Origin of the sequence: Microcoleus sp. PH2017_24_DOB_U_A (assembly GCF_020738205.1) — a bacterium.
In the GTDB taxonomy this organism is placed as follows: Bacteria; Cyanobacteriota; Cyanobacteriia; order Cyanobacteriales; family Microcoleaceae; genus Microcoleus.
In genome coordinates, this window is record NZ_JAEQCT010000057.1 from 1 (window position 1) to 26,428 (window position 26,428).

At 44.9% G+C, this 26,428-nt stretch carries 26 protein-coding genes and 1 tRNA gene; 14 read left to right on the forward strand and 13 right to left on the reverse strand.

Features of this window, described 5'->3' with window-relative positions; all coding sequences use genetic code 11:
* The first annotated feature begins 391 nt into the window (after positions 1 to 391).
* Positions 392 to 1,975, forward strand: a complete 1,584-nt coding sequence (locus JGK07_RS17015; protein ID WP_293193526.1) for a peptidoglycan-binding protein — start codon at positions 392 to 394, stop codon at positions 1,973 to 1,975.
* Between the two features lie 175 nt (positions 1,976 to 2,150).
* Here JGK07_RS17015 and JGK07_RS17020 read toward each other — a convergent pair whose 3' ends face one another.
* From JGK07_RS17020 to lipA, 4 genes are all read right to left on the reverse strand, one after another.
* Entirely contained in the window at positions 2,151 to 2,678 is a 528-nt protein-coding gene (locus JGK07_RS17020; protein ID WP_293147815.1) for a transcriptional repressor, read from the reverse strand.
* A gap of 361 nt (positions 2,679 to 3,039) precedes the next feature.
* A complete protein-coding gene (locus tag JGK07_RS17025; protein ID WP_293182933.1) occupies positions 3,040 to 4,335 on the reverse strand; it encodes a hypothetical protein in 1,296 nt (431 codons plus the stop codon).
* Positions 4,336 to 4,785: 450 nt separating this feature from the next.
* Entirely contained in the window at positions 4,786 to 6,054 is a 1,269-nt protein-coding gene (sigC, locus tag JGK07_RS17030) for an RNA polymerase sigma factor SigC (protein ID WP_293182930.1), read from the reverse strand.
* 1,155 nt (positions 6,055 to 7,209) lie between these two features.
* Positions 7,210 to 8,079: a lipoyl synthase gene (lipA, locus tag JGK07_RS17035; protein ID WP_293193525.1), complete on the reverse strand. Its 870-nt coding sequence runs from the start codon at positions 8,077 to 8,079 to the stop codon at positions 7,210 to 7,212.
* Between the two features lie 98 nt (positions 8,080 to 8,177).
* Between lipA and JGK07_RS17040 the strand changes: the two genes are divergently transcribed.
* Positions 8,178 to 8,251: transfer RNA gene (locus JGK07_RS17040), tRNA-Pro, on the forward strand.
* 110 nt (positions 8,252 to 8,361) lie between these two features.
* On the opposite strand, the gene JGK07_RS17045 is transcribed toward JGK07_RS17040, so the two are convergent.
* From JGK07_RS17045 to JGK07_RS17055, 3 genes are all read right to left on the reverse strand, one after another.
* Complete coding sequence (locus JGK07_RS17045; RefSeq protein ID WP_293225068.1) at positions 8,362 to 9,237, reverse strand: SDR family oxidoreductase; 876 nt, start codon at positions 9,235 to 9,237, stop codon at positions 8,362 to 8,364.
* A gap of 238 nt (positions 9,238 to 9,475) precedes the next feature.
* Positions 9,476 to 10,261, reverse strand: a complete 786-nt coding sequence (gene xth / locus JGK07_RS17050) for an exodeoxyribonuclease III (protein WP_293182924.1) — start codon at positions 10,259 to 10,261, stop codon at positions 9,476 to 9,478.
* A gap of 39 nt (positions 10,262 to 10,300) precedes the next feature.
* Positions 10,301 to 10,468, reverse strand: coding sequence for a hypothetical protein (locus JGK07_RS17055; protein ID WP_293242529.1), 168 nt, complete (start codon positions 10,466 to 10,468; stop codon positions 10,301 to 10,303).
* 110 nt (positions 10,469 to 10,578) lie between these two features.
* Here JGK07_RS17055 and JGK07_RS17060 point away from each other — a divergent pair, with 110 nt between their 5' ends.
* Together JGK07_RS17060 and JGK07_RS17065 are read left to right on the forward strand one after the other, a co-directional pair.
* Entirely contained in the window at positions 10,579 to 10,803 is a 225-nt protein-coding gene (locus JGK07_RS17060) for a hypothetical protein (RefSeq protein WP_293197389.1), read from the forward strand.
* Positions 10,793 to 11,203: a putative toxin-antitoxin system toxin component, PIN family gene (locus JGK07_RS17065; RefSeq protein ID WP_293197387.1), complete on the forward strand. Its 411-nt coding sequence runs from the start codon at positions 10,793 to 10,795 to the stop codon at positions 11,201 to 11,203. The genes JGK07_RS17060 and JGK07_RS17065 overlap by 11 nt, the downstream gene beginning before the upstream one ends.
* A gap of 19 nt (positions 11,204 to 11,222) precedes the next feature.
* Here JGK07_RS17065 and JGK07_RS17070 read toward each other — a convergent pair whose 3' ends face one another.
* The gene (locus JGK07_RS17070) at positions 11,223 to 12,626 is read right to left on the reverse strand and encodes an NB-ARC domain-containing protein (protein WP_293197385.1); all 1,404 of its coding nucleotides are present in this window, start codon (positions 12,624 to 12,626) and stop codon (positions 11,223 to 11,225) included.
* Positions 12,627 to 12,823: 197 nt separating this feature from the next.
* Here JGK07_RS17070 and JGK07_RS17075 point away from each other — a divergent pair, with 197 nt between their 5' ends.
* Positions 12,824 to 13,270 (forward strand): hypothetical protein, encoded by a 447-nt coding sequence (locus tag JGK07_RS17075; protein WP_293197383.1) that lies wholly within the window; start codon positions 12,824 to 12,826, stop codon positions 13,268 to 13,270.
* Between the two features lie 101 nt (positions 13,271 to 13,371).
* Here the strand turns inward: JGK07_RS17075 and JGK07_RS17080 are convergent, their stop codons facing one another.
* The 5 genes from JGK07_RS17080 to JGK07_RS17100 form a co-directional block, all read right to left on the reverse strand.
* The gene (locus JGK07_RS17080) at positions 13,372 to 13,728 is read right to left on the reverse strand and encodes a hypothetical protein (RefSeq protein ID WP_293197381.1); all 357 of its coding nucleotides are present in this window, start codon (positions 13,726 to 13,728) and stop codon (positions 13,372 to 13,374) included.
* A gap of 14 nt (positions 13,729 to 13,742) precedes the next feature.
* The gene (locus JGK07_RS17085) at positions 13,743 to 14,141 is read right to left on the reverse strand and encodes a hypothetical protein (RefSeq protein WP_293197379.1); all 399 of its coding nucleotides are present in this window, start codon (positions 14,139 to 14,141) and stop codon (positions 13,743 to 13,745) included.
* A 71-nt stretch (positions 14,142 to 14,212) separates the two neighbouring features.
* Positions 14,213 to 14,845: a type II toxin-antitoxin system antitoxin SocA domain-containing protein gene (locus JGK07_RS17090; RefSeq protein ID WP_293197377.1), complete on the reverse strand. Its 633-nt coding sequence runs from the start codon at positions 14,843 to 14,845 to the stop codon at positions 14,213 to 14,215.
* A gap of 506 nt (positions 14,846 to 15,351) precedes the next feature.
* Complete coding sequence (locus tag JGK07_RS17095) at positions 15,352 to 17,034, reverse strand: HlyD family secretion protein (protein WP_293182906.1); 1,683 nt, start codon at positions 17,032 to 17,034, stop codon at positions 15,352 to 15,354.
* Positions 17,035 to 17,200: 166 nt separating this feature from the next.
* Entirely contained in the window at positions 17,201 to 17,671 is a 471-nt protein-coding gene (locus JGK07_RS17100; protein ID WP_293197375.1) for a MarR family transcriptional regulator, read from the reverse strand.
* A gap of 341 nt (positions 17,672 to 18,012) precedes the next feature.
* Between JGK07_RS17100 and JGK07_RS17105 the strand changes: the two genes are divergently transcribed.
* From JGK07_RS17105 to JGK07_RS17145, 9 genes are all read left to right on the forward strand, one after another.
* Positions 18,013 to 18,321: a hypothetical protein gene (locus tag JGK07_RS17105; protein WP_293182902.1), complete on the forward strand. Its 309-nt coding sequence runs from the start codon at positions 18,013 to 18,015 to the stop codon at positions 18,319 to 18,321.
* A gap of 120 nt (positions 18,322 to 18,441) precedes the next feature.
* On the forward strand, positions 18,442 to 19,104 hold the full coding sequence (locus JGK07_RS17110) for a class I SAM-dependent methyltransferase (RefSeq protein ID WP_293197373.1): 663 nt from the start codon (positions 18,442 to 18,444) through the stop codon (positions 19,102 to 19,104).
* Between the two features lie 128 nt (positions 19,105 to 19,232).
* Entirely contained in the window at positions 19,233 to 19,469 is a 237-nt protein-coding gene (locus tag JGK07_RS17115; protein WP_293218571.1) for a DUF433 domain-containing protein, read from the forward strand.
* Positions 19,469 to 19,822, forward strand: coding sequence for a DUF5615 family PIN-like protein (locus JGK07_RS17120; RefSeq protein WP_293182896.1), 354 nt, complete (start codon positions 19,469 to 19,471; stop codon positions 19,820 to 19,822). The genes JGK07_RS17115 and JGK07_RS17120 overlap by 1 nt, the downstream gene beginning before the upstream one ends.
* A gap of 24 nt (positions 19,823 to 19,846) precedes the next feature.
* The gene (locus JGK07_RS17125) at positions 19,847 to 20,557 is read left to right on the forward strand and encodes a M15 family metallopeptidase (RefSeq protein WP_293218573.1); all 711 of its coding nucleotides are present in this window, start codon (positions 19,847 to 19,849) and stop codon (positions 20,555 to 20,557) included.
* A 426-nt stretch (positions 20,558 to 20,983) separates the two neighbouring features.
* Positions 20,984 to 22,057 (forward strand): glucose-1-phosphate thymidylyltransferase, encoded by a 1,074-nt coding sequence (locus JGK07_RS17130; protein WP_293182892.1) that lies wholly within the window; start codon positions 20,984 to 20,986, stop codon positions 22,055 to 22,057.
* 108 nt (positions 22,058 to 22,165) lie between these two features.
* The gene (locus JGK07_RS17135) at positions 22,166 to 22,699 is read left to right on the forward strand and encodes a hypothetical protein (RefSeq protein WP_293203531.1); all 534 of its coding nucleotides are present in this window, start codon (positions 22,166 to 22,168) and stop codon (positions 22,697 to 22,699) included.
* Between the two features lie 10 nt (positions 22,700 to 22,709).
* Complete coding sequence (locus JGK07_RS17140) at positions 22,710 to 24,839, forward strand: glycosyltransferase (protein WP_293242532.1); 2,130 nt, start codon at positions 22,710 to 22,712, stop codon at positions 24,837 to 24,839.
* A 342-nt stretch (positions 24,840 to 25,181) separates the two neighbouring features.
* The gene (locus JGK07_RS17145) at positions 25,182 to 26,252 is read left to right on the forward strand and encodes a glycosyltransferase family 1 protein (protein WP_293182886.1); all 1,071 of its coding nucleotides are present in this window, start codon (positions 25,182 to 25,184) and stop codon (positions 26,250 to 26,252) included.
* The last annotated feature ends 176 nt before the right edge of the window (positions 26,253 to 26,428 follow it).

Below are 26,428 nucleotides of genomic sequence, written 5' to 3' on the forward strand. Positions count from 1 at the left end.
CTTTATTAAGCTTTGTTAAATACAGAAGGCGGTTGAAACCGCTACCGACTTATCCCCATGTCTAAAGCCAGGGGCTTGCGTCTCGCTCTTTGGTCAACAACTAATATTTTTCTAATACAAAATTTTGTTTTTAGCCAATAATAGCCAAAAACTGGTCATTTTTCCCTCAGCAAGGCTAAGATGTGGCTGCAAACTATTTTCCTGACACTCGCGTCTCTCGAAACAGCGATGCTATCGTGGTTGTTACCTGTAATTATTTTTGAAGGCATTTTTTTTTAACACGGGTGCTTCGCGCAAACAGGTAAAACTTAGTCTTGATAGATCCTGAGCAACCCAAAGCTCAGCTTGAGTTTGCTCGTACATCACAGCCACAATTTCACACTAAAAATTTATGGAATCTCTCGCCTACCTCGAACTTGCTCTTGTTTGCGAAGCACCCGCACAAGAGTTGAAAATTTTTGATCCTCCCAAGTGGCAAAACCTATCGACTCAGACTTATGTCCGTTTGCTGTCTCTGGCTTTGATGCTGTCGGTTTTGAGCGCAGCCGGTTCGGCTTTTGCTCAAATAGATCCAGGAAATCCCAATTTGCGCTCTGTTCAAGACAGATTGCGGGATCTTGGCTATTTTCCTAGATCTTCTACTGGTCAGCTCGGCCCGGTAACAAAACAAGCTCTGACTAACTTTCAACGAGACTATCAACTGTCGCTGACTGGTAAGCCCGATCGATCTACGGTGATAGCGCTCAACAGTTTAGACGAGGACGATCGATCTTTTAAAACTACTTATACAAACTATAGCTATAACGAGCTGCGTTATGGAGACTCGGGTGCAGATGTTACCACTCTCCAGCGCAGGTTGAAAGAGCTAGGCTACTTCAACACGCATCCCACAGGGAGTTTTCGCGAAATTACTCTCAATGCGGTGAGATACTTCCAGCGCATTAATCGACTGCGGGTGACTGGAGTTGCTGACAGGCAAACTTTAGCCTTGCTGTTTGCTTCCACCAGGCCAACTCCCCCCGTTACTCCTCCTGATATTTCGGAAAATGGCGGTTGCAAGGGGCTGCGGTTCGGCGACAGAGGGGCGACGGTAGACTTGATCCAGCGGCAGTTAAAAGCTTTAGGCTATTTTGAGGGCGGCATTGACGGCAAGTTTCGCGAACGCACTCTCTACGCTGTGACTCGTTTTCAGCAAGATTTCAATCTGGTTTCTGACGGCTGCGCTGACACTGCTACTTTGAAGGCGATAGATGCCCAGATGAGGGAAGCTGAAATTACTTTATATCCAGGAGAAAATGACGATCAGAGTAATAATGCTGGAGATTTTCTGGATTTGGGCGACACAGGTCGAGAAGTAGAATTGTTGCAGCGGCGGCTGCAACAATTGGGTTATTACAGGAGCCAGATTCACGGTTGGTTCGATCGACCAACTCAAGAAGCTTTGATCGGATTTCAGAGAGATAGCGGGCTGTCCGGGACTGGCACAGTAGATCGCAGCACTCGATCGGCTTTGAGACAAGCCAACAAGCAGGCTGCAAAGCCGCAGCAGCCCGTCGCAACGGGTCTGCGACGGGGGGATACTGGGCCTGGTGTCCGACAGCTTCAGTCTGCGCTCAGAAGTCTGGGGAAAAACCCTGGCCCGGTGAATGGAGTATTTGGAGCCGAGACTGAGTGGGCGGTGCTGTCCTTTCAACGCGAGCGCAATTTGTCCCCGGCTACGGGTATTGCCACTCCGGCAACTTTGGCCGCAATCCAAAAGGGGTTAGCTGGGCGAGTTACTGTTCCTGCTGTGCCGATTAGCAGCAGTGTCAATTCTCGATCGAGCATTCAGCAATTACAAACGCGGCTGCAAGGCCTCGGCTTTTACACGGGTTCCGTCACCGGAGTTTTGGATGCTCCGACGAAAGACGCGCTCGATCGAGCTCAGCGCAGTTACGGGGTGAGCAGCAAGGATTTGTTGAGCCAAACTTTTTAGCAGCGGACTTGCGGGTGTTACGTCAAAGCCATCGGGTTTCTGGTTTCCGACTCATTCTGGAAATGATATATTTTCCTTCAGAAACCCGGTTTCGGCGTAACTGCGAATCACACTTGCGCCGAGTTTCGTTAATAATTCTAACCAGCCGTACTTGAAATGCGAAAATAGTGTATTCTCACTCGATTGCATCAGGGGCACTGTTGCCATTCTGGGCGATCGACCTCGGACAAGACCAATTGCTGGAAACCAAAGACGGCCATCCCATCCGCAAAGCTTCATGGCACACCGTATGAATCGTTAACTGGCAGTCTAGCAGGTGCAACCCAGACTTTTCAGCTTGTTTCATCCCAATTTTCAAAATCGAATCGTTGTTAAATTCGATCGTTCTGTTGCACTGAACGCAGACTAGGTGGTGGTGGTGGTGCGGGTAAGGCTGGTTTATTTCATAGTGTTTGTGACCTTCAGCTAGTTCGAGTTCGCGGAGCAAGCTCATCCTTGCCATTAACTTTAAAGTTCGGTAAATGGTGGACAAGCTAATGTTTTCGCCACGATTTTTTAACAAAGTGTACAAATCCTCCGCACTCAGGTGGTTGCCTTTGGGGAGGTTCTGAAACACGTGCAAGATGGTTTCCCGTTGGGGAGTCATCCGCCAGCCTTTGTCATTGAGTTCGGATTTGAATGAGGACGCGGTGTAAAGTGCCATAGTGACCCTCTCAAGAAAGTCTGCCTATTGACAATCATACACAGCGATCGAGATATTTTGCAAATATGCGAGCTTATTGAAAAAAGCTTGGGGTAAAAATTTAGTTTTTGATAATTTTTGACGGCACACATACCATAAAGCCTTAGAGTAACCCATAATTGGAGTAAATTGGAATAAATCACAACATTCCACCTATAGTTCACTTTTTCAACTCCTCCGTAGTCGCTTCCTTCAGTTTGTGGGGCTAGCCCAACCAAATAGAGCGTAGTGGAAAGGAATTTTTAGGCAGTTTACCCAAGCCTCGTACAATTAAAGTGGTAGTCGCCAAACACCGTTCTAGTTTAATTGCACACCTCAAGCATTACTGCTGTAGGCTTTTTTGATGAAGCATCACCTCTGAAAGATGGCGCTTAATTGCTTTTAGAGCCACATTACGAGCGGCATTTAAACCACTATGAGCTTTGTACCCATCCACAGTTGCTACTAATGCAGCCCCCGGTCGATAGCTATCAAACTCAGTCGGGCTTGAAGGGAATTTGCATCCTCTCCAGACAGGCTCGCCCCAAGGGGTAAGACGGCTCGTATTCATCGGACTAACGCGAGTTGTGAGAATTGCATAATCTTGATAAGCAATTCGTTTGACTTGTTCATAGATTTTGCCTTTCAACCAGTAAGCACGTTTTTGATTTGAGCGTCTTGAATATTTCCCGCGTTTGGGTCGCAAATTTCCCAGATGCTCAAAGCTAATCACATTTGCCCGCCAATGATTGGCCAACTCAACAAGCTCGCGGGATACGGCTCTTGAATATTCAATTTCCACAGCAGATAAAGAGTCCCATGCTTTTTTAGCAAAGCCACGGGAAATGATTCCCGTTTTGCCCATTTTGATGGCGATATTTCCTAGATTCCGCTTCCTACGAGCTACATGACGCGACTGGTTAATGAAATGTCTAGCGACTTCAGTCGTTTCGCCTCTGTCGTTGGTTTCTAGGATGCTAGCAATGACGATGAACTTGTCGAGATCCATGTCAATTCCGCAGGTCCGAAACGTGCTTTTTGCCATGATTCCTTTGATGCCACCCGTAGCAGGAACGTATTTTTCAAGTGGAAAAACTATCCACAAAGAACCGTTTTGAACCTGCACTCTAGGGGAGCCTTTTACCCATTGGGTCGGAACGTCAGGGCATTGATACTGATGTTTTATCCACTTCCATGAATCGCCTACCAGCATCTTTAGAACAATAGAAAAACCATCATCCTCTTTCCACATCCCAGCATCGTACTGAGGGTTAAAGTTAAACGCTCCTTGATGGAGCGGTGGCTTGTGGTGCTTGAGCCTTTTTGGGCGATTCAACCATTTTTGATAGGTTGAATTCCAGCTTTTATAAGCACCAATTGCTTGCCTGATGGCTGCTCTCTTCATCCCAGAAGGAAAGCCTTTTACGAAAGGATGATTAGCCGTGAGTAGCTCGTAGTAACGCCAGCCTCCATTTTCTTTTGTCAGGATGCCTTGAGGAGCTTCGGCAATTAGTAGGAAATAGAAATGAACTATCTCGTTATAGGCTGCCTTAGTTGGCTGCATATCAAAACCAGAACGAAGCAATTTCGCCTTGACTGACTTAGTGGCAATGGAAAATCCTTTTTGAGGTTTTAGCATCTTTCGACCTGAGATGTTTGTTGAACTCTGATTTTCAAATCAAGTTGCAAAGCCGATCTATTGACTTACCCCAATATACTCCAATATTCGTGTTTCTAGTAATTAGACAGAGAAATCGTGTAGAAGTAATAATTTTTTCTTCTGCTTTATGCTTTCTGTCTTCTGCCTTCTACCTAGATCCAGAAACGGACATTACCAATACACTGACATACTCCCGAACCTTGAGGAATCGGGATTCTGGATTCAAACAGACAAAGCAAGCATCGCTTGTTTGATATTGCCTAGCCCTATAGGTTGATGCCTCAACCTATAGGATTGTTTTGGGATTCTAGAGTTGAGACCGGATTTTTAGATCTCGCGCATCCACAATACATACCCTATGATGAAAGCCGTCCTATAAGAAGGACGAGGCTTTAAACCCTATTTGTCAGTAAATGCACACCAGCTAATTTAAGTCAGAGACTCAAGATAGTCGCGCACGCGGTTGCGACGCTTGGGTTGGCGGAGTTTTTGCAAAGCTTTGGCTTCAATTTGGCGGACTCGCTCGCGGGACAAGTCCAGAGCTCGACCGATTTCTGCCAACGAGTAGGGGTGTCCGTCGCCCAAACCAAAGCGCATCAGAATAACATCTCGTTCGCGGCTAGTCAAATCTGCCAACAATTGTTGCAAGTCGCGGTGCAGAGCTTCTCGCATCAGCATTTCTTCTGGCGAGATGCTGTCGGTTTCGAGTAAGTCGCCCAACTCTGTATCTTTTTCGTTGCCCACTTTAGTTTCCAGAGAAACAGAGCGAGGAACTCGCAGCAATACTTCCCGAACTTGAGCGGCAGTCATGTCCAATTCGACGCCGATATCTTCGATCGTAGCTGTGCGACCTTTTTCTTGAGATATTTTGCGCTGGGCTTTCTTGATTTTGTTAAGTTTTTCGGTGATGTGGACGGGGAGGCGGATGGTGCGGCTTTGAGTCGCGATCGCCCGCGTGATTCCCTGGCGAATCCACCAGTAGGCGTATGTGCTAAACCGATAGCCCCGTGTCGGGTCGAACTTTTCGACAGCTCGTTCCAGTCCGAGAGTACCTTCTTGTATTAAATCGAGCAATTCTAAACCGCGATTTTGATATTTTTTTGCCACGGAAACCACCAGGCGCAAATTCGCCTTAATCATGTGGTCTTTAGCTTCGATGCCTTCAGCTTGAATTTTTTCGATCGCCTCTACCGTCATCTCGGCCAATTCTGCCCACTGGCGCTTGCCTTCGGCCATAATTCGCTTGAGTTCTGGCACGTCACTGATGCCTGCGGTTAATGCCCAGCGTTCCAGGGAAGGTTTGTGTCCCAATTGTGCAGACAGGCGATCGCGCACTTCTATTAAATGCACGAAGCTTTGAATCAGCCCTTCTTCCTGGGAAGCGACGGTGTTGCGCAATTCCAGCAATTTGATGTAGCGCTGAACTTTTTGAGCTTCGGAGACTTCTTCGTCTCTACCCAAGAGACGCACCCGACCGATTTCCTGTAAGTACAGGCGCACTAAATCTGTAGTGCGGCGGCTAGCGTTTTTTTGCAATTTGGATGCTGTGTCTGCATCTTCAGTCTCTGCTGAGTCTTGGTCGATGGGTTCGTCTCCAGCTTCTTCAGCATCTTCATCCAACACATCTACATCTTGCAAGGGATTGACTCGCAGTTGTTCGTCGAATTCAGCTTGAGCGTAAAAAGAGGTGGCTGGCATAGTGATTTTCTCAATGGCTCCGGGTGAAAAGATGCTACGCTTAGCGGTTATTTATAATTATGATGCCCACTTTGTTAAGACGAAGCATCACCGCTGTTTGTTTCTTTACTAACTTTTCTGACTTTTGTGCTGTTGGAGAGATCGAGCTTTGGCTGCCCCACTTGTTTTACCAAGATTCGGGAAAACGCTAAGAACTTTCTGATGTAACAGTTTGAAGCCCCGAAAAGTGCGTTGTACTTCTTTGTTTATATAGCTAGTATAGATAGAGACTGGCTATAAACAAGTGACCAAGGTCAGAAGTTAAGTTAATCTTCATCACCAATAACCTCGTTCCCGATCACTTCGCCAAAATAGGGATTTTTTTAATAAAACTTTATATAATTCGGGGTTCTTGATTAAATACCCCACAGCTCACAGGAAGCTTAATCCCTTGCACCATATGAGATTCATGGTTTTTTGAGTCTCCCTTATCGAGTTGGCAGTTAAGGGAAAAACCGGGTTTCCTGACAAAAATTCGGCATTTCAACCCAGGAATTCCAGGAAAAAACCCGGTTAATCGATGTATTTGGCGTAGGTTGGGAGTTGGATGTGGCGATCGATCTATAACTTTTTTGGTGTTGGCTGGGGCTTCCCATTTAACCTCACCCAATATGATCGGCATCAAAAACCGGGTCTTTTGAACTCCCGCTGGCACAGAAAGCGTAGGTTTTTCCTCGCCGTTACCTATTGGTGAAAAGTCAAGAATGGCATTGCATTTGTCAATCAGTAAGATTACCGAAAAAACTGTTTTTTTAGGAGTGTAAAATTCGCAATTTGGGGGCGAGGGGCGATCGATATGGCACTCCGGACGTTAGGGAAGCTTGCAGCTATATCGATCGCCTAAATCTCAGTTTTTCACCCAAAATTAGAGCAAGCTGTAAGTATAATTGCTGAGGAGCAAATGCTTCCCTAGGTTAAATTGTCACCGAATAGCATGGGTTTGAAGCCCTTACTCAGGTCGGCAGATTGTGATAAGAGCGGAGTTTAAATCTCCGTTCTTATCACTTCGCTGTCAACTGTCAACTGTCAACTGTCAACTGTTTAACAATGCTGTTACGCGATCGAGTTTGAGTGACAATCATTCTCTCTCGCGCCAGTTCAGTTAAACTTAAATTACTAGCGCGGGTAAAGTTTCATCAATTCTCTCACCTGTTCGGCGTGATAGGAACTGCGAGTTAAGGGAGAAGCGACAACTTGCAAGAATCCCAAAGATTCGCCAAACTCTCTCCAAGCATCAAACTGTTCCGGCGGCACAAAATTTTCAACGTTCAAGTGCTTTTGAGTCGGTTGCAGGTACTGTCCCACGGTCAAAATATCGCAGCCAACAGCCCGCAAGTCCTGCATCGCCTCGCGAATTTCGGCATCTGTTTCTCCCAGTCCCACCATAATCCCGGATTTGGTGTAAACCCCAGGTGCGAGTTCGCGGCTGCGTTGCAATAGTTCCAGGGTGCGATCGTACTTTCCTTGCGGCCGCACCTTGCGGTAAAGTCGCTTTACGGTTTCGGTATTGTGGTTGAGTACCTCGGGCCGGGCTGCGAGAATAATTTCTAAAGCTTGCCAGTTGCCGCACAAGTCGGGAATCAAAACTTCTATAGTTGTATCGGGCATTGTCGATCGTACAGCTTGAATGCACTCGACAAACTGAGACGCGCCCCCATCCGGCAAATCGTCGCGGTTAACAGAAGTAATCACAACGTGATTGAGTTTGAGTCGCTGCACCGCCTGCGCCAATCTTTGGGGTTCCGTCGGATCTAAAGCTTGGGGCTTTTTCTCAAAATCGATATCGCAGTAAGGACAGGCGCGGGTACAAGCCGGCCCCATAATCAAAAATGTAGCAGTACCTGCGTTGAAGCATTCGCCGATGTTCGGACACGAAGCCTCTTCGCAAACCGTATTCAGGGATAAATCCCGCAAAATTTCTTTGACGTTGCCGACGCGCTCCCATTGGGGGGCTTTAACTCGCAACCACTGGGGCTTAACTGTCACGCCTGCCTCCGTCTGAGTAGTGTTTTACAAAACATTATACTAGGAGGTGGCTAAGTTTTGACTTAAATGTGATATCTTAAAAATCTATTGACTAATTTCGGGATGTAGCGCAGCTTGGTAGCGCACCTCGTTCGGGACGAGGGGGTCGCAGGTTCAAATCCTGTCATCCCGATTGTTAAAGTAAATCGGATATTCCGCAGCAATTTCGAGGCAGAGCCTCTGGATATTCATTACCAGGCTCTGCCTGGTAACGAGAAATAAGCGCAACTGCGAACGAGTTTTTTAAACGCTCAAATTGCGCCGCAAAAAGCTTTCTAGGGATTCCATTCTCATGCCGTAAATAGATTCTAAGTGCTGGACTTCTTCGGGAGTGCAGAAAAACTCGTTAGCCAGCAATACCCGCAAAGTTCCCAAGCCTTTTTGAGCTTGAGGGTTCAATAAACCCACGGCATTTCGCAATCCGTCAAAGACAACCATTGGCGGGTTAATTACGATCGGTTCGCGCTTGAATAAGCGGCCAAAAATGCGGGCAATGTCGTCTCTGGTCAGCACATCGGGGCCGCCGACTGGTAAAATTTGGTTGCGCGCACCTTCTACTGTTGGCGAGTCTACGGAAATCTTTGCTAAGTCGTCGGTACTGACAACAGAGGTGCGGTTTTTGCCGTCGCCAATCAGCAGGTAAAGTCCGGTTTCTCGAAATCTTTCTGCTAGCGGTAACAAGCTGGAAGCAAAACCGGCTGGCCGCAAAATGGTATAATTTAATCCGCTGTTTTGCAGGTATTTTTCGACTTCTCGCTTGGCTTTGAATACTGCTGAATCTTCGTATCCGCGATCGACTCCCAGTACAGAAAGAAATACAAAGTGCTCAACTCCGGCTTCTTTGGCGCAGTCGATCAGTTCTATGTTGGCGCGGTAGTGTACTGCTTGAACGTCGCCGCCGGTGCCGTGGGTGCTGATGATGTACTGCACTCCTTGGCAAGCTTTTTTGATATCTTTGTCTTGTTTTAAGTCGCCGATAAAAATTTCGGCGCCTCGGTTTTCTAGTTCTGAATAGCGAGAAGCGAGGCGAACAAATGCGCGGACAGGCTTTTCTTGCTGTCTGATTTCTCGTACAATTCGGCGGCCTAGTGCGCCTGTTGCTCCGGTTACTAAGAACATGATTTTTGGGTGTTGGTTGTTATAGAAGAAGGAAGAAGAAAGAAGCTAGGGTTTTAGAAACCCGGTTTCTTAAATTTCTCGTTGCTTAACCTAAGATTTATGTTAGAAACCGGGTTTCTTTTGCCAAGCATCACCTAGGGTTTTAGAAACCCGGTTTCTTGAATTTCTCGTTGCTCAACCTAAGATTTATGGTAGAAACCGGGTTTCTTTTGCCTTAGTCCTATTTATAACTGATAAATCAAATTTCGACAATTACGGGGGCGTGGTCGCTGGGTTTAACTAATTTTCTGGGAGCCATGTCTATTGTACAGTTTTTTGCTTGTTCGTACAAGGGCAAACTGAGATAATGGTGGTCGATTCTCCAGCCGTTGTTGCGGGGAAATGCGGCGGCGCGGTAGTCCCACCAGCTATAATGTCCGCCTTCTGATGTGAATTTGCGAAAGGGGTCGTTTAATCCTAATTCGGTGATTTCTGTTAATGCTTGGCGTTCGGGTATTGATAGGCCAACGGAGTTTGCAGCAGCTTTGGGATTGTATATATCTCGATCGTCCGGTACGATGTTGAAGTCGCCACAAATGCACAGGTTGGGCGATTTGTCTAGTGCTATTTTCAGGTATTCTTGCAGCAGTTTGAGCCAATGCAGTTTGTATTGATACTTCTCGGAACCAACCTCGGAACCGTTGGGAACGTATACGGAAATGATGCAAATATCGTCTATAACCCCGGCTATGAGGCGCTTTTGTTCGTCGAAGCTGCCGACGGTTGCGTCGCCGAGAATGGGGGCAAATCCGGCGCTGACTTGTGACAGGGGCGATCGGCTAAAAATAGCGACGCCGTTGTAGGATTTTTGACCGGAGATGTAGCAGTTGTAGCCGATGTCGAGGAAGGGTTGCAGGGGAAAGTCTTTGTCTGTAACTTTGGTTTCTTGCAAGCAGAGAACGTCGATTTGGTTGGTTTGCAACCAGTTAGTAATGTGTTCTATGCGGATGCGAATTGAGTTGACGTTCCAGGTGGCAATTTTCATTATAGTAAGTAATAGATTAGTCGATTTTAGATTTTAGATTTACTCTGCATCGGAGTGCGATCGGGATGCTCGTGAGGGATGGTCGCAACCGCGACGCTCTATAGTATAGTACAGTTTGAGGCTGGTGAGTTCGGATGTGCGATCGGCGAAGCTATCCCGAGCGTGAATCGCACGTAAGCGCATTGAGGCAGATTTGGCTGATAGCATGGCGCAAGCTGAGGGATATGGGGTCTTCCTAGAAATTGAACTTCACACCCTGTGATACAATAAATTTAAGCAAGAAATTGTTTTCTTATTAAGTTTTTATTTTTTTAGTTATGACAACAATTACAATTCAAGTTGATGAAGATATTAAGAAGGCGTTTGAAGGGGCTACTCCTGAGACTCAGAAACAGTTAAGCTCGATCATTCAATTGTTTTTGAGAGAAAATTTACACAGCAAAACTTTAACAGAGGTAATGGCAGAAATTTCTGATAAAGCACAACAGCGCGGCTTGACACCAGAAATATTACAGGAGATTTTAGCCGATAATGACGAATAGATTTGCGATCGATACTAATGTTTTAATCAGTGCTTTGCTTTTTAAAACCTCAGTACCATTTCGGGCGATCGAATTGGCAGAAAAACAAGGAATAATTTTATATTCTGAAGCGACTTTAAAAGAATTAGAGCAAGTTCTGAATCGTCAAAAGTTTAACAAGTATCTTTCTTTAGAGGACAGAAAGGTATTTTTGCTGAAATTTATCAGTTCTTCTCAGTTAGTCTCTATTACCGAAAAAATCGCAGTGTGTCGAGATGAAAAAGATAATAAGTTTTTAGAGTTGGCTGTTAGTGGTAATGCCAATATAATTGTTACGGGGGATATGGATTTGTTGATATTAAATCCTTTTAGGACAGTAGAAATTATTACTCCCGATATGTTTATTGATAGATTTAGTTAATCGCCAACTCAGTCAGTTATTAATGCTGGTTTTTCAGATACTCAATCAATACAGGCTGGAGTGTGAAAAGTGTTTTCTGACCTTGTTTCACTTTTTCAATTAATAAACGCCGTCCCAAGGATTGCACAGCTTGTAATAATGCTGATGGGGATAATTCGAGATGGGCTGAAATTTTTGATATTTCAACTGGTGCAGCTTCACTAGCTAACGAGGATATCACTTGTTTTTCTGGTTCGGTTAGCCGATCGCACTGCTGCTCCAATAGTGATTCTAAGTCACCTAAGAATAGGGTATCATAGGATAAGAATTCGGAAACGCTGCCGCCGAATAAGTCTTGAATCAATGTGGCAATTATATTTAACCATAAGGGATTGCCTCGGTAAAGGTCGATTAGTTCTGACCATTTCTCCGGTTCTGCTAAACCTTTTTCTCTGAATATTTCTTGTGCTTCCGTGCCTAAACCGTTGAGTTGCAGCGATTTGCAGGGGCGGTTTTCGCCTTCTAAGGCGGCTATTTCTCTGGGTTTTTCCCAACTCAGTAGGATTAGGCAACTGTTGTGGGATGATTCTGCTATTTGTTTGAAGAATGTGCCGTAATTTTCATAGCCTGGTTGGTAGTGGCCTGCGAGTTGTTGGCTGCTGAAGATGGTTTGGATATCATCGAGTACGATCAGACAGCGGTGCGATCGCAGATATTCTAGTAGGGGCAATCCCCCCGTGGTTGCCCTTTCTTCGGGGGAGGGGGCGGGCACGGGGGCACCGCCCCTACAGAATTGAATTAAGTCGGTTTGGAGTGATGCCAGGGGTGGGGAGTTGCGGAAACTGCGGTAAATAATGCGATCGAATTCGTGTTGAATTTGTGGGATTAGTTGGAGTGTCAGCGCGGTTTTGCCAATACCTGATAAGCCGAGGATGGTGACGAGACGGGTGCGGCTTGAAATCCAGTTTTCGAGGGTGGAGAGTTCGGATGTGCGGTTATAGAATAGGTTGGGTTCTGGTGCGTCGGATAAGTCTAAATGTATTTTAGGTTCGGAATTGCTAGTTTTTTCATGAAATTTATCCTTGTCTTGCGGTGCAGGTTGTGAGACTTTGGGAGAGTAAAAAGTATCTGCGGAGATGTTACGAATATGAATACAGCCATTCCCGACGAGTGAGACATTGGAAACTTGTAAATTTTCCAGCTTTGCTCTAAAATTTGCTTTAGATACTTGTTCCTCGCCTAATGCAACTGATAGAAGTTTCCATAATTTGAAACCAACTTCTTTAACATATTTCTCTGAGCGGTGGTGTTCCTGTGCAATTTCTTTATATTTTTGATTGTCCCAAGCGCCGCGCAGTATAGCTTTTTGCAGACTATCTAAGTGTTTTCCCGTAGTAGTTAAAGCTAGATTGTCAGTAAACTTTAAGGCTTCTTCAATATCCATTAGTCACGCAGATGCAAGGGTTCGACTTGATTATAGCGTAACTAAATATGACTTTTTCAAACTTGACCAGCTAAATATGACTTTTTATGACTTAGTTGGGAGGGGAAAAAACTACTAAACATGGCTTTATATGGCTTGAAAAACTTTGGCATTTAGGAAATAATTTATAAATAGACACCATAAAGATAATAAAGCTGATGCACCGCTTAAAAATGGGTTTGTTGTTTGTTACTGTTGTATCGAGTTTTTCTTTCGGTTCAATCGCACGAGCGGGAGAGCGATGGCCTGTTCCAGAAAATCGTGGTAGCTGTCTGGTAAATCAAGTTTGCGATACATATAATAAGAATCAGGACTATCAAAAACCTTCTAATGCTTGGGGAATAGCTGGGTTTTATGTAAATCTAACAAGTCCAGACTCTTCTGCTATTATCAGATGGAGCGCGAGGCTATGCGATGGTAAGGAGATTACTGGGTCAAAAGATATTTCCACCAGTTCTACAGGTCAAAACTATATTGACTTTCCTAACAGGTCTTTCTTTGCACAAGGGGTTTGCTCTTTTAGGTTTAATGTACTGGACGCAAAGAGATATCGGGATGGGGGGAATCAAGTTGATTTCTTGATGAACTACGATGTAGATTACTAACTAAGAGAAGTGGGAAATAGAGTCTTAAAAACTCCTCTCCCTATTTTCTAAAAAAGGGCGATCGCCCTTACATCCCAATTTGTCAAAAAGTGCGATCGCCTTTACTCAAGCAAAGTTAAAATAGTTGTAGCCTCAGCCAATAGTTTACACTTGACTTTATTGTTTTCGCCCTCAATCAGACAATGAGCTGGATTATCCTCCAAGGGGTCATGCCGGATAATGAAGCCTAAAGAACGGGCAGATCCTGCTACCAAAACACCCACTTTAGTAGTGTCAGGATTTCTCGCACGAGCTAAAATTTCTTGGGGAGTTGTTAGCCTCGCTAACTCAACTGAGATACTGTTATCAGGTTTTCCTCTAACCTGGAAAGCAACTGATTTTACAGTACCATCCTCATAGAGATGTACATTAGGAATTCGACGATAAAGAATATCATTGTCTGCAATTTCTTCTAGCATTATCTCATCCTGACTTATGCAATCAATAGCTGAGACACCACATTCAGGACTTCAGATAATGACACCTCGTTTTTTTCCTCAAATTTTCTCTCGCTTCCCTCTCCCTTAATTAGTAGATAGCTGAAACTCATATCAGGTTTAATTTCCACTTCTAAATTGCCGTGTGGGCTTCGCCATTCCAGTTGTAGGCTACCATTAGCAATTGGTGCTGCATCATAGGGTAAAATTAGATCGCCAACTAAAGGCGAAAGAGAGTATTTGATATGAATAAGTAACTGACAGGCTTTTACAAATGCAACGGGCGAAATTGCTAATGCACCATAAGAATCCCAGTCAGGTTCTAGTTGGGCAAGTTGCGTCAAACGCTCTAATATTGGATCCAAGGAAACATCAGTTAATGTTGCTTGAGACATGGCTTTTACAAAGAGCGTAGTTTGTATTGTATCATATTTATGCGTGCGGTTTCCCTTGAGAAGGGACGATTTTAGACTGAGGTTTCTTCTTTGACACGGCCCGAATAATATTTTTTCATCGATTCTTGAGAAATAATCCCATGACAAGATGCGTCTCTGGGCAAATCCCCTCTCGCTTCTTGCCTTGGCATTTCACCGCAAATCATTCGTTCCAAAGTTTCATCATCATACTCCAAATAGGCATCTGCAACTTCTTCCAGAAATTCCCCGATTTCTTCAGAAAGTTTCGGGCGCTCGATTCTTTCTACAATTGGTTCCCAGCTAAATTGGCTTTGATACTTCTCTAGTAAATCAGGAATCACCGGGCCGTGAACCCACGCTTGAAAATCCGCATTAAAGAGTGGCGTGCCATAAATTGCTAAATGCCAAGCTTGAGCGTAATACACGAGTTTTTGTAGCTTGTAAGCATTTATTTCTACATCGAATTGCGAGGCTAACCAAATGAAATAATTGGCAATCTCGCGATCGCTCAGTGTTTCCGAATTAGTTGAAACAGCAACAACTTTCAGTTCACCTTTAGCTAGATGTTCCAATAGTTCAGAAACAGACAAGTTGAATTGTTCAGCAATTTGCTCAACTCTTTGCCAGACTGGATAATTTACAGTTACTTGATATTCAGTTTTGATTGAAGGAGCTTGGGTCATGGCTAGGATTTCTTAGCGTTGACTAAAATAATTATAGCAAACTGTTCTACAATACTCGTAATTAAAATTATAGTATGATTTATGCTGAAAAAATAGAAATAGAGTCAGGTCTGAGAGTCAAAGCCCGATCGCCCTTCGTCTCCCATTTTCTGAAAAAGCGCGTGTAGCCAGCCGACAGATTACTGATTGGGTACCAGTACGATGAGGTAAAGTGAGTCGTCGCGAAGTGGGGCTTCATTCAGTTGACAGTTGACAGTTGACAGTTGACAGCGACCTCTACCTGGAAGTCAGAGGATTGGAGTAATGAATCGTCTGATTTTAATTTCTCCCTAAAAAAGAGAGGCTTTAAACCAATTCTTTCTGGTAAGCCATCGCACCAATCGCTGGCTAGCAATACACACCCACAAACTATGAGGTTTTAATCGGAGAGAGGGACTTCTAGACGCAGAAAATCTTGACAGTGAGGGCAGTATACACCTACATGATTTTCTGCGTAAATCCTGATTTTATTTCAGTTCAACATTTACAGTAGCAGACATCCCCGGTGCAATCCGCGATTCATAGCCTTTAATGCTTTCGGCATCAAACACAACTTTCACCGGAATCCGCTGCACTACTTTGGTGAAGTTTCCCGTGGCATTGTCGGGAGGCAATAAGGAGAATTGAGCGCCAGAAGCGGGAGAAAAACTATCGAGACGACCTTCAAATTTGCGGCTACCAAAAGCATCTAATTTGATTTCTACTTTTTGGCCTGGTTTCATGTTTGCCAGTTGCGTTTCTTTGAAGTTAGCAATTACCCATAAATCGTTACTGACGATCGCCATTAACGGAGTTCCCGACTGCACCCGCTGCCCCACTTCAACGGATTTGCGCCCGATTTGTCCGGCGGCGGGTGCGGTGATATTCGTGTAGGAAAGTTGCAGTTGAGCGTCTTTAACCGCAGCTTCCGATTGGGCGATCGCAGCCTTAGCAGCATCATACTGCGATCGACTGACCTTAGTTTGCTCGCCCGTAGCTTGAGCTTGTTGCAATCCGCCCTTCGATGCAGCCAGTTTGGCTTCGGCGGTGCTGATTCCTTCTTGGGCTACAGCGACTTTAGCTTGGGCGCTGGCGATGCCGACTTTGGCTTGCGCGACTTGAGCTTCAGCTTGCTTTACTCCTTCTTGAGCTTGCGCTACTGCTGCGATCGCTGCGGTTACGCCTTCCTTGGCTTGGGCTAACCTGGCTCTAGCTTGGGCAATTCCTTGTTGGGCTGCGGTGGTTTGGCCTTGGGCGACTTCGTAGGCGGCTCTCGCTGCGTCTAATTGCTGGCCGGCGATCGCACCTTCTTGCTGCAAACTTTCGTACCGTTTATAATCTGCTTGCGTTTTCACAAGATTAGCTTGCGCTTGCACTAACTGAGCTTGCGCTGCGGCAATTCCGGCTTCGGCTTCCGTCACTTTAGCTTGAGCTTGGGGAATTCCGGCTTCTGCTTGGGCGACTTTCGCTTGCGCTGCGGGTACGCCGGCTTCAGCTTGAGCGACAGCAGCTTCGGCTGCGGGTACGCCTTGTTGGGCTTCTCTAATTGCTGCTTGGGCGGTGGAAATGCCAGCGTTGGCGGTGCCGATATCTCCTTGGGCTTGGGCTGTTTTACCTTGGCTGGTTTGAGAGGCTAGGGAAATATTCGCTTGGGCTGCTTCGGCTTGGCGGCGGGCGTTTTCTAAGGCTGCTTGGGATTGTTGCAGTTTAACTTGGTAGTCGCGGGGGTCGAGTTTGATCAGCAGTTGGCCCGGTTTTACTTGTTGGTTATCTTCTACTAAGACTTCGCCGACTGTACCGTTGATGCGGCTGCTGACTTGGTGGATGTGTCCGGCTACTGTGGCGTTTTCGGTTTCTTGGTGGATGGAGGCGTATTGCCAATAATTGTAGCCAAAGCTGCCTGCTGCGATCGCCCCGATGCCCAGCGCTGCTAAAATTATCGCTTTCGGGGCTTTTTTCTTCGGCGTTTCCGGCGCCGGCAGGGGTGCTTGGATTTCTGTTTCTGGGCTGGTTTTTAGCTCTGCGGGGGCGCTGATTTCTGTTTCTGGCGCGGGGATTACTGGTAGGCTTTTTGCTATGGTGTTGTCGATCGGCTTTTCTAAGAGGGCTACTGCTTTGCCTTTGCCGTTACCGTTGAATTCTTCTGGGTTGATTTCGTTTGTGCCTTTCATGGTATTTGACTCCTGATACTTTAGTAAGATGTCGTTTGTTTAGGGTACGTAGTTTTTATTTAGTAAGACTGCTTGTTTTAAGAGTGCGTAGTATTTTTGAGTTGTTTTTAATGTAGTTGAGGTAGATGCTGCTGCGCTTCAGTCGAAAGAGCTATTTGTTGGCGGTTTAGGAAAGATTGACGATCGCCCGATCGATCAATTGGGAGAAGAGTTCTCGATCGGCTTTGGAAATGCCAGTCATTGACTTCTCTCGGATCTCCGCCACCAGCGGTGGCAGCACGTCTTGCAGTTCCCTGCCTGCATCCGTTAGCCAAATTCGCCAAATCCGCCGATCGCGCGTGTCTCTCTCGCGGCGGACTAAGCCTCTTTCTTCCATGCGATCGAGTACGCCTGTGAGTGTACCGCCTACCTGTTGCAGTTTGTCGCCAATACTGGAAGTTGGCAACCCGTCTTCTTGCCACAAGCAGCACAGTACCAACCAGTGAAATGGTGTCAGCCCAAATGGTTCGAGTATCTCTTGCAACCTGCGAGTCCCTAGCTGCCCTAGCAGTTTGATGCGGTAGCCCAGGCTGTAGGGGGCGAGAACGTCGTGCCACCTAGCTAGATATTTGCGATCGACTGTGGATATAGTAACCATCGGTTTATTACTTAGCGTTCGTATTATTAGTGTAAGATGTTATTTGGGAGCTGTCAAGGGGCGATCGCGGATTTTCGGTCATCGGATTTGAGATTTGAGATGGAGTCGGCAGCAAGTAAGTCAGTATAATGAGGGCGATCGCCCACGCTCGATCGCAAAAAACAGCTAAATTTTCGTCAAACTTGTTTGGATTTCTTAATTATTCCTAAAATAGGAAGCTCAAAGTTGCGATCGCACTTTATTCTAGTCCCAGGAAATCAGTACACCAAGTTCAATAATACCGACGATAATAATTTGTTCTATTCCTATATAATTTAGTCTCTCAAGGAGTGATTAATGTGATGTGCGAAGAGCAAAGAAAAAAATTAGATCAAATCATTCAGCAATTAAAGAACGCCCAATCCGAGGTGCAAGAAGCCTACGAAACAACAATGATGAGTGATGCCAAATGGGCCGTGTCTAGCCTGTGTGATGATTTAAAAAAAAATGAGTCGATCGATCCGTCTATAAAGAGCCAGCTCATGCCTTATTTTGAAGCAGCTCATTCAGCTATTCTTAGTTCTGAATCAACGCATAAACGAGCCGGAATCTGTGGTGACAAGCTGAATGAAGCAGAGTCTTGCATAATAAAAATACTGAGTAAACTCTGAAGAGAATGATTTAAAATTGGATCAGGCGAGTCCCGGAAAGTCCATCCTGGGGAATCTGTTTACATTTCTTAATTATTAGTAAAATAAGAAGAGTAAAGTTACGATCGCACATCGCACGTTATGCCACTCCAAGGAAATCAGCGCACCAAGTTAGACGACACCGACGACAATCTGTTTTATTCCTATCCCCGGTTTGTGACGCACGTAGACGAGGGATTCATTCAGCAACTAACCGACTTGTATCGGGAACGCCTGAAACCGAATACTCGGATTTTTGATATGATGAGCAGTTGGGTGTCTCACTTGCCCGAGGAAATGGAATTTGCTCATGTCGAAGGACACGGCATGAATGAAGAGGAGTTGGCAAAAAATCCCCGACTGAATCATTATTTCGTGCAGAATTTGAACGCAAATCCTAAATTGCCACTGCCCGATTCAGAGTTTGACGCGGTTGTCAACTGCGTTTCGGTGCAGTATTTGCAAAACCCGGATGCGATTTTTGCCGAGATGCACCGGATTTTGAAGCCGGGGGGCGTCGCAATTATCAGTTTTTCCAACCGGATGTTTTATCAGAAAGCAATTGCGGCTTGGCGGGAAGGTTCGGAGGGCGATCGGGTAAAATTAGTCCAGGGTTACTTTGATTCCGTCAAAGGAGCGAACATACCCGGATTTAGCAAGCCGGAAGTAATTGCTAAACAGTCTAGCTTGCCGAGTTTTATGCAAATGCTGGGGATGGGAGGCGGCGATCCGTTTTATGCGGTAGTTGCTTACCGCCAAAGTTAGGATTTTTTTAAATGTTTGTAGTGAGGACTTTAGTCCGCTGATTTTTTTGAGGACTAAGGTCTTTACTACAAACCGAGCTAGAGTTACGATCTTTATCTTAGAATATATTTAACAGTGGCTCCTAAAACATGGACAACGAACTTTTGCAACGCATCACACTCGATCCAAATATCTGTCACGGAAAACCCTGTATTCGCGGTCTCAGATATCCAGTAGAGTTGATTCTTGAATTACTTAGTTCAGGTATGAATGCTAAAGAAATTATAGATGATTATGATGATTTAGAACATGAAGATATTCTAGCTGCTTTGCTATTTGCAGCACGGCTGACTCAAGTGAAAAGCATATATCGAGTATTAGTGTAATGAAGTTTTTGGTAGATGCACAATTACCAGTACGTCTGGCACGCGTTTTGCAATCTGCTGGTTGCGATACTATTCATACTAAGGATTTACCTCGACTCAACGCAACTCCCGATTCAGAAATTAACTTGCTTTCAATGCAAGAAAGCAGAATTGTTATCACCAAAGATCGAGATTTTCTCGATTCATTTCTGATTAGCCAGCAACCTTACAAGCTGTTAATATTGACGACTGGCAACATAAATAACAACCAACTTATAGACTTATTTGTGAATAATTTGCCGCATTTGGTTGAAATGTTTGAGGAACATTCATTGATAGAAATGAATCGCGATACAATTGTAGTTCACCAGTAATAATTAAGTAGGTAAAACCTTGATATGAAACCATATCAGCAAATAGAAATTGACGAATGCGGCGAGCCTTTAGTCCCAATTCCACCAGAAGATTTTGCCTTTGAAATTCCGCACCCTTATCAAAAGTTGGGTGCTCCCTATCACAACAGCAAAGCAGATTCACCTTACTATTTGCGGCAAGGAGTTGTAGATAGTTTAGTAGCAGCTCAAACTCAGCTACAGCAAAATCATCAAAATTGGAAAATTCTGATATTTGATGCTTATCGACCCGTGGAAGTCCAGCAATTTATGGTAGATTATACTTTCAATCAAATTGCCGTAGCTCAAGGCTGCGAATTTCCGGTTTCCGAAGACAAACGCCAAGTAATTATAGAACACGTGTATCAATTTTGGGCTGTGCCGAGCCTCGATCGCGCGACGCCTCCTCCTCACAGTACAGGTGCAGCTTTAGATGTAACTTTAGTCGATGAACATAATCGACCAATTGATATGGGTTCTCCGATTGATGAAATATCAGAACGTTCTTATCCCGATTATTTTGGTAATAGCAAGGACGCGCAACAACAGCAATACCACCTGCACCGGCAAATATTGAAAGATGCGATGATAGCTGCTGGTTTTGAGCAACATCCTAACGAGTGGTGGCATTTTTCTGTGGGCGATCAGATGTGGACGTGGTTGACAAATAACAAGAATAGTGGTAGTCAAGTTATCGCCCGATACGGCCGCTATTAAACCATTTTAGATTTTAAATGACTGAATGCTCGATCGCCATAAATCATTTGGATTGCAACCGCTAAGATATAGCAGTGGACAGTTGACAGTTGCAGAACGGGAATCAAATCATTGATGCAGAACGGGAATCGACTCTATTCATGAAGTTATTTATGTCTTCACCCATGTGGCGGTTGCTATACTGAAAACCTTCTTGATTCCTGAAACCCCTGCTTTGATTACTTCTTCCTTCTGTCAACTGTCAACTGTCAACTGTCAATTGTCAACTGTCAATTGTCAACCGTCAATTGTCAACTGTCAATTCTTCCTTCTTTTGGGTCAGCTATTGCCAGCGGGGTAGCCGTGCTTTAAAATTAACGAGAGCTAACAAGTGCAGGCAAATCAAGCCAGCACCGCAAACTCTAAAGGATAACTTAGATTTCACCAATGAAAGCACTCATCCTCTCTGGCGGCAAAGGAACACGCTTGCGTCCCCTCACCTATACGGGTGCTAAGCAGTTGGTTCCTGTGGCAAATAAGCCTATACTGTGGTACGGAATTGAAGGCATTGTGGCGGCTGGGATTACGGATATCGGGATTATTATTAGTCCTGAAACAGGTGAAGAGGTGAAGGCGAAAACAGGAGATGGCTCTCGCTTCGGTGCAAAAATTACTTATATCTTACAATCAGAGCCGGCGGGACTCGCTCATGCAGTAAAAATTGCGAGACCATTTTTGGGTGATTCTCCATTTATTATGTATTTAGGAGATAACTTAATTCAGAGTCAGCTAGATCCGTTTTTAGAGAATTTTAATAAGCAAAAACTAGACGCTCTAATTTTGCTGCGCCCAGTTCCCAATCCCAGTGCTTTCGGTGTAGCAAAGGTTGATGAGAATGGGCGAGTTTTACAGTTAGTAGAAAAACCCATAGTTCCGCCGTCTAATTTAGCACTGGTGGGGATTTACTTTTTTGCTCCTACTATTCACGAGGCGATCGATCAAATTCAACCCTCGCCCCGCGGGGAACTCGAAATTACTGATGCTATCCAACAGCTAATCAATCAAGAAAAACACGTAGAAGCCTGCAATTTAGATGGTTGGTGGTTGGATACCGGGAAAAAAGATGATTTGCTGAGTGCAAACCAAATCATTTTAGATAGCTGTATTGTAGCTTCAACTGAATTAAAAGTAGATGCCAAAAGTCAAATTATCGGGCGAGTGCAAGTAGGGGAAGGTAGTGAAATCATTAATTCTACAGTTCGCGGGCCTGTGGTAATTGGGGAAAATTGCCGCATTGAAAATTGCTTTATCGGGCCTTACAGCAGTATTGCCGATCGCGTGACGATGGTTGATGCTGATATCGAACACAGTGTAATATTGCAAGGGGCGAAAATTGTTGGCATTCACCAGCGAATTGTTGACAGCGTGATCGGACAGCGAGCTCAACTCACAAATGCGCCGCCGCGTCCTAAAGCGTTGCGGTTTATGATTGGTGATGACAGTCAAATCGAGTTAGTATAACTTAGGATTTGCACTATTCTCGTAGCGGCAATTTACCCGATGGTGCGCGTTGCTACGTCTACGAGATGGTGCCCCTCGGCGCACCATAAATTTAAAGGAGGCGGAAGATTGCAGTACGAAGAAATACCGACTCAACAAATTATAGATAAACTGCGGCAAACTTTGGAGCCGCGAATTGGTATTGCTGAGTTGTCGCTGTCGGAAAGACCAAATAGTGCGATCGCCCAAAATGAAGATGACGAAGACATTGCGCTTCTCAAAGCGGGCTTTGACATTTATAACATTCCAATTACATCTTACCAAAGGCGGCTCGGTTCCGCAGTCATCGCCGTCAGAAAAATTGTCCGAAAATTGCTCAAGCCCGTACTAGACAGACAAGTAATTTACAATTTCGCCAATACCCGCGTCGTGCAAACCTTGAGCACACAGTTGCAAAAATTGCAAGAAAATCAACAAACTCTAGAGAAAAAACTTACATCGGAATTCAGCAGCGGGTTTCCCGAAGTGACAGCGCAGCTTGAGAGTCAACAACAGGCGATCGCAAATTTTCAGTCTGAAGTAGAGCAAATCAAAGCGGTACAGCAGCAACATACTGCTATTTTACAGGAGATTACTGCTCAATTGGGCGATCGACAACCATAAAGCATCAAAGATGACTACACTTCCTATATGTTCGTTTATTATAGTTAACTATAATGGTCTGCGCCACACCAAAGACTGCTTAAAATCTCTACAAAAACTTGCGTATCCAGAATCACAACTCGATTTAATTGTAATTGATAATTGCTCTCAAGACGATTCGGTTAATGCTTTGCGCCAACTGTTTCCAAAAGTTCGCATTTTTGTGAATACCGCCAACAACTTTGCCAAAGCCCTCAACCTCGGCATCAGCGAAGCAAAAGGGCAATACATCGGCTTTCTCAATAATGATGCAACCCTTGACAGTCACTGGCTGGAAATATTAGTTAAACGCCTAGAAACTGACAATAAAGTTGGTGCAGCTAGTGGCAAATTGCTGTTTAAAGACGGGCGAATCAACAGCGCGGGCATTCAGCAATTACCTAATTTTTATTGGCAAGATGTCGGTTTTGGCGAGAAAGATGCGGGACAGTATAATACAGAAAGGGAAGTAGAAGGGCTTTGTTGGGCGGCGGTGCTTTTCCGCAGGGAATGTCTGGAAGATGTCGGGCCGATCGATGAAGATTTTGTGATGTATTTTGAAGATGTAGAGTTTTCCAAACGCTGCCAAAAACGCGGTTGGAAAATGCTTTATACTCCCGCAGCTATCGCCCATCACGAGTATCGAGGATCGAGTAAAGGTAGCAAACTCACCGAGTATTTCTGCAACCGCAATCGATTTTTGTATTTGGCGAAACACGAACCTCTGCAATTAGTGAAATCGATTCATACTTCGGATTTTTTTAGTAACAAGCAGTACGATTTGCTGTTCGAGAGTTTGTTTTTCGCGATTAAAAAACTGCTAGATTATCAGAAGCCGGAAATCGTCGCAGCGGTATTGCCGCAGTTGACGGAAAAGTTGGCGGTGATTTACAGTAGAATGAAGGTCGATCGCATTTTACCTCGATTGGAGGTGGTGCGGGGCGATCGCAAAATGTCGATCGCAATTTACGATCACGGACTGCATTTTATCGGCGGCGGGCAAAAATACGTCGCTACCATCGCCTCGCTGCTGCAAAATGAATTTGACATTACTTTTATCGCCAACAAACCCGTGGCTGTTTCCGACTTAGAGTCGTGGTACGGACTCAACCTTTCAGAATGCAAAATCAAGATTATTCCGTTGCAGTTTTACGAGAAACGTGGAATGCAGTGCATCGATTCCAGTATCATCGCTGAGGATATGGAAAATCCCTTTGATGAAATTGCCAGAGAAAGCAAAAATTACGATATTTTTGTCAACGCCAACCAACTCGAAAAAGTCAAACCGCTGTCGCCGATATCAGTATTTTTCTGCCACTTCCCGAATACTTTTCGCAACCGTCATTTTGCTGTGGATGATTACACTTTTATTATTGCCAACAGTCAATTTACTGTCAAGTGGTTGGAGAAACGTTGGAATTTGCAACCCACTTTTATGCTGTATCCGCCCGTGGAAATGGCTACAGCTAAAGTGTCGAAGGAAAAGATAATTTTAGCTGTGGGACAGTTTGAAGCTGGGGGAACAAAAAAGCAAATTGAACTCATCCAAGCTTTCCGCAGTTTGCTAGCAGATTATCCAGATGAACTTCAAGGATGGCGGCTGATTTTAGCTGGTAGCAGTGTTCCGAAAAATCCTTATTTAAAGACGGTTCAGAATTTGTTGAAGCAGGATTCAAGGGCGATCGAACTTAAAGTCAATGGTTCCTTAGATGAGGTAAAATCGCTTTATGCTAAATCGAGTATATTTTGGCATGGCTGCGGTTTGGGCGAAGTCAATCCCCAAAGGTTTGAGCATTTTGGGATGGCGACTGTTGAAGCAATGCAAAACTGTTGTGCTCCGATCGCGTTTTGTGGCGGTGGACAACCGGAAATTGTCGAACACGGGCGATCGGGCTTTTTGTTCAATACGGTTGAGGAACTTTGCCGCTATTCACATCAACTAATTGTCAATCCCGATTTGTTAACAGAACTTCAAGCTGGCGCACAGCAACGCAGTCAGAACTTTAGACTCGCACCTTTTGAACACAAAGTCAAGAGTTTTTTTGAGATTATTCACCAGGAATATGCTACAATTCGGCTGCCAAATCCAGGCGAGATTGCTCAAATGCTCGATCGACCTTAAGCATACAGATATAGCTGTGGGTAAGGACGTGGCAGTGTCTGTTAGTGTTAAGTTAAGCCTCGATCCCCCCTAGCCCCCCTTAAAAAGGGGGGGACAAGAGTATTCTCAAAGTCCTGCTTCTTAAAAAGGGACAAAAGTATTCTCAAAGTCCCCCTTCTTAAGGGGGATTTAGGGGGATCTGGACTCAGATGCGAACGATAAATACAAAAGTTTTTGATCGTAAGTTGACACCAATGGGCGAAGCGTAGCGGAGGGAGTGCCATTTCCCCACAGATATCGCCGAAAATCGACTTGATTTGATATCAAATATCGACTAATCACAAGTTTATTTTTACTCAAAACGTGTCCAATAAACTGTTAATAAATTTATCCTTTCTAACTCCCGAACCCACGGGAATCGGAACTTATGCAGCTAATCTTTTCCCGCAACTGCAACACCTAGAACCAACATTACTCACTTCCCAGCAAATTGAGAATTATAGTTGCTATCAAATCCCCGATAATATCACACCGGATCGAGGCCCGAAAGGACAAATTAATAGACTACTGTGGACTCAATTTAAATTGCCTAAAATTTACGATAAATTGGATTCAAACCTAATATTTTCGCCAATTCCTGAAGCACCTTTATATTCCAAATGCCGCTACATAGTTACGGTTCACGATTTAATTCCTTTGCGATTCCCCCAAAAGTTATCTCGGCTGACAGCTTATTTCCGCTACTACATACCCCAGGTTTTGCGACAAGCCGAACATATTATTTGCGATTCTCAAGCAACGGCGACAGATGTTGCTAACTTTTACCAGATTTCGCGTCAGAAAATGACCGCAATTCCCCTAGCTTGTGATAATATTAATTTTCGCTGTCTCGACTTGCCAGCAAAAAATTATTTTCTTTATACCGGCAGACACGATAGTTACAAAAACTTAGAAAGATTAATTGCTGCATTTGCAAGTTTAGCCGATCGCACAAACTACGAACTTTGGCTAGCCGGGCCTCCCAACGCCTACACGCCGCAGTCGATCGCACAAGTAGAACAATTGGGTTTACAATCTTTGGTAAAGTTTCTCGGTTACGTTCCCTACTCGCAATTGCCCGTACTGATGAATCAGGCGATCGCCCTGGTGTTTCCCACACTCTGGGAAGGATTCGGCTTGCCGATTTTAGAAGCAATGGCCTGCGGTACACCAGTCATCACTTCCAACCTGTCATCGATGCCAGAAGTAGCCGGAGATGCGGCATTATTAGTCAATCCCTACAGCGTCGGAGAAATAGCCGCAGCCATGCAAACAGTAGCCACAGATTCAAAAGTGCGATCGCACTTAAAAAAATCTAGCTTAGCGCGATCGGCCCAATTTAGCTGGCACAAAACCGGAACAGCAACCGCCAAAATTTTACAACAATATCTTTAAATCCTGCTTCTCTTCCTCTCTGCGCCCTCTGCGCCCTCTGCGGTTAATCAAAAAAAATCCCAACCAAAAACCGCAATCCTCATAAATCTTACAACAATATCTCTCAATCCTGCCTCTCTCTCTATTTCCTCTCTCCGCGCCCTCTGCGCCCTCTGCGGTTAATCAAAAAAAATCCC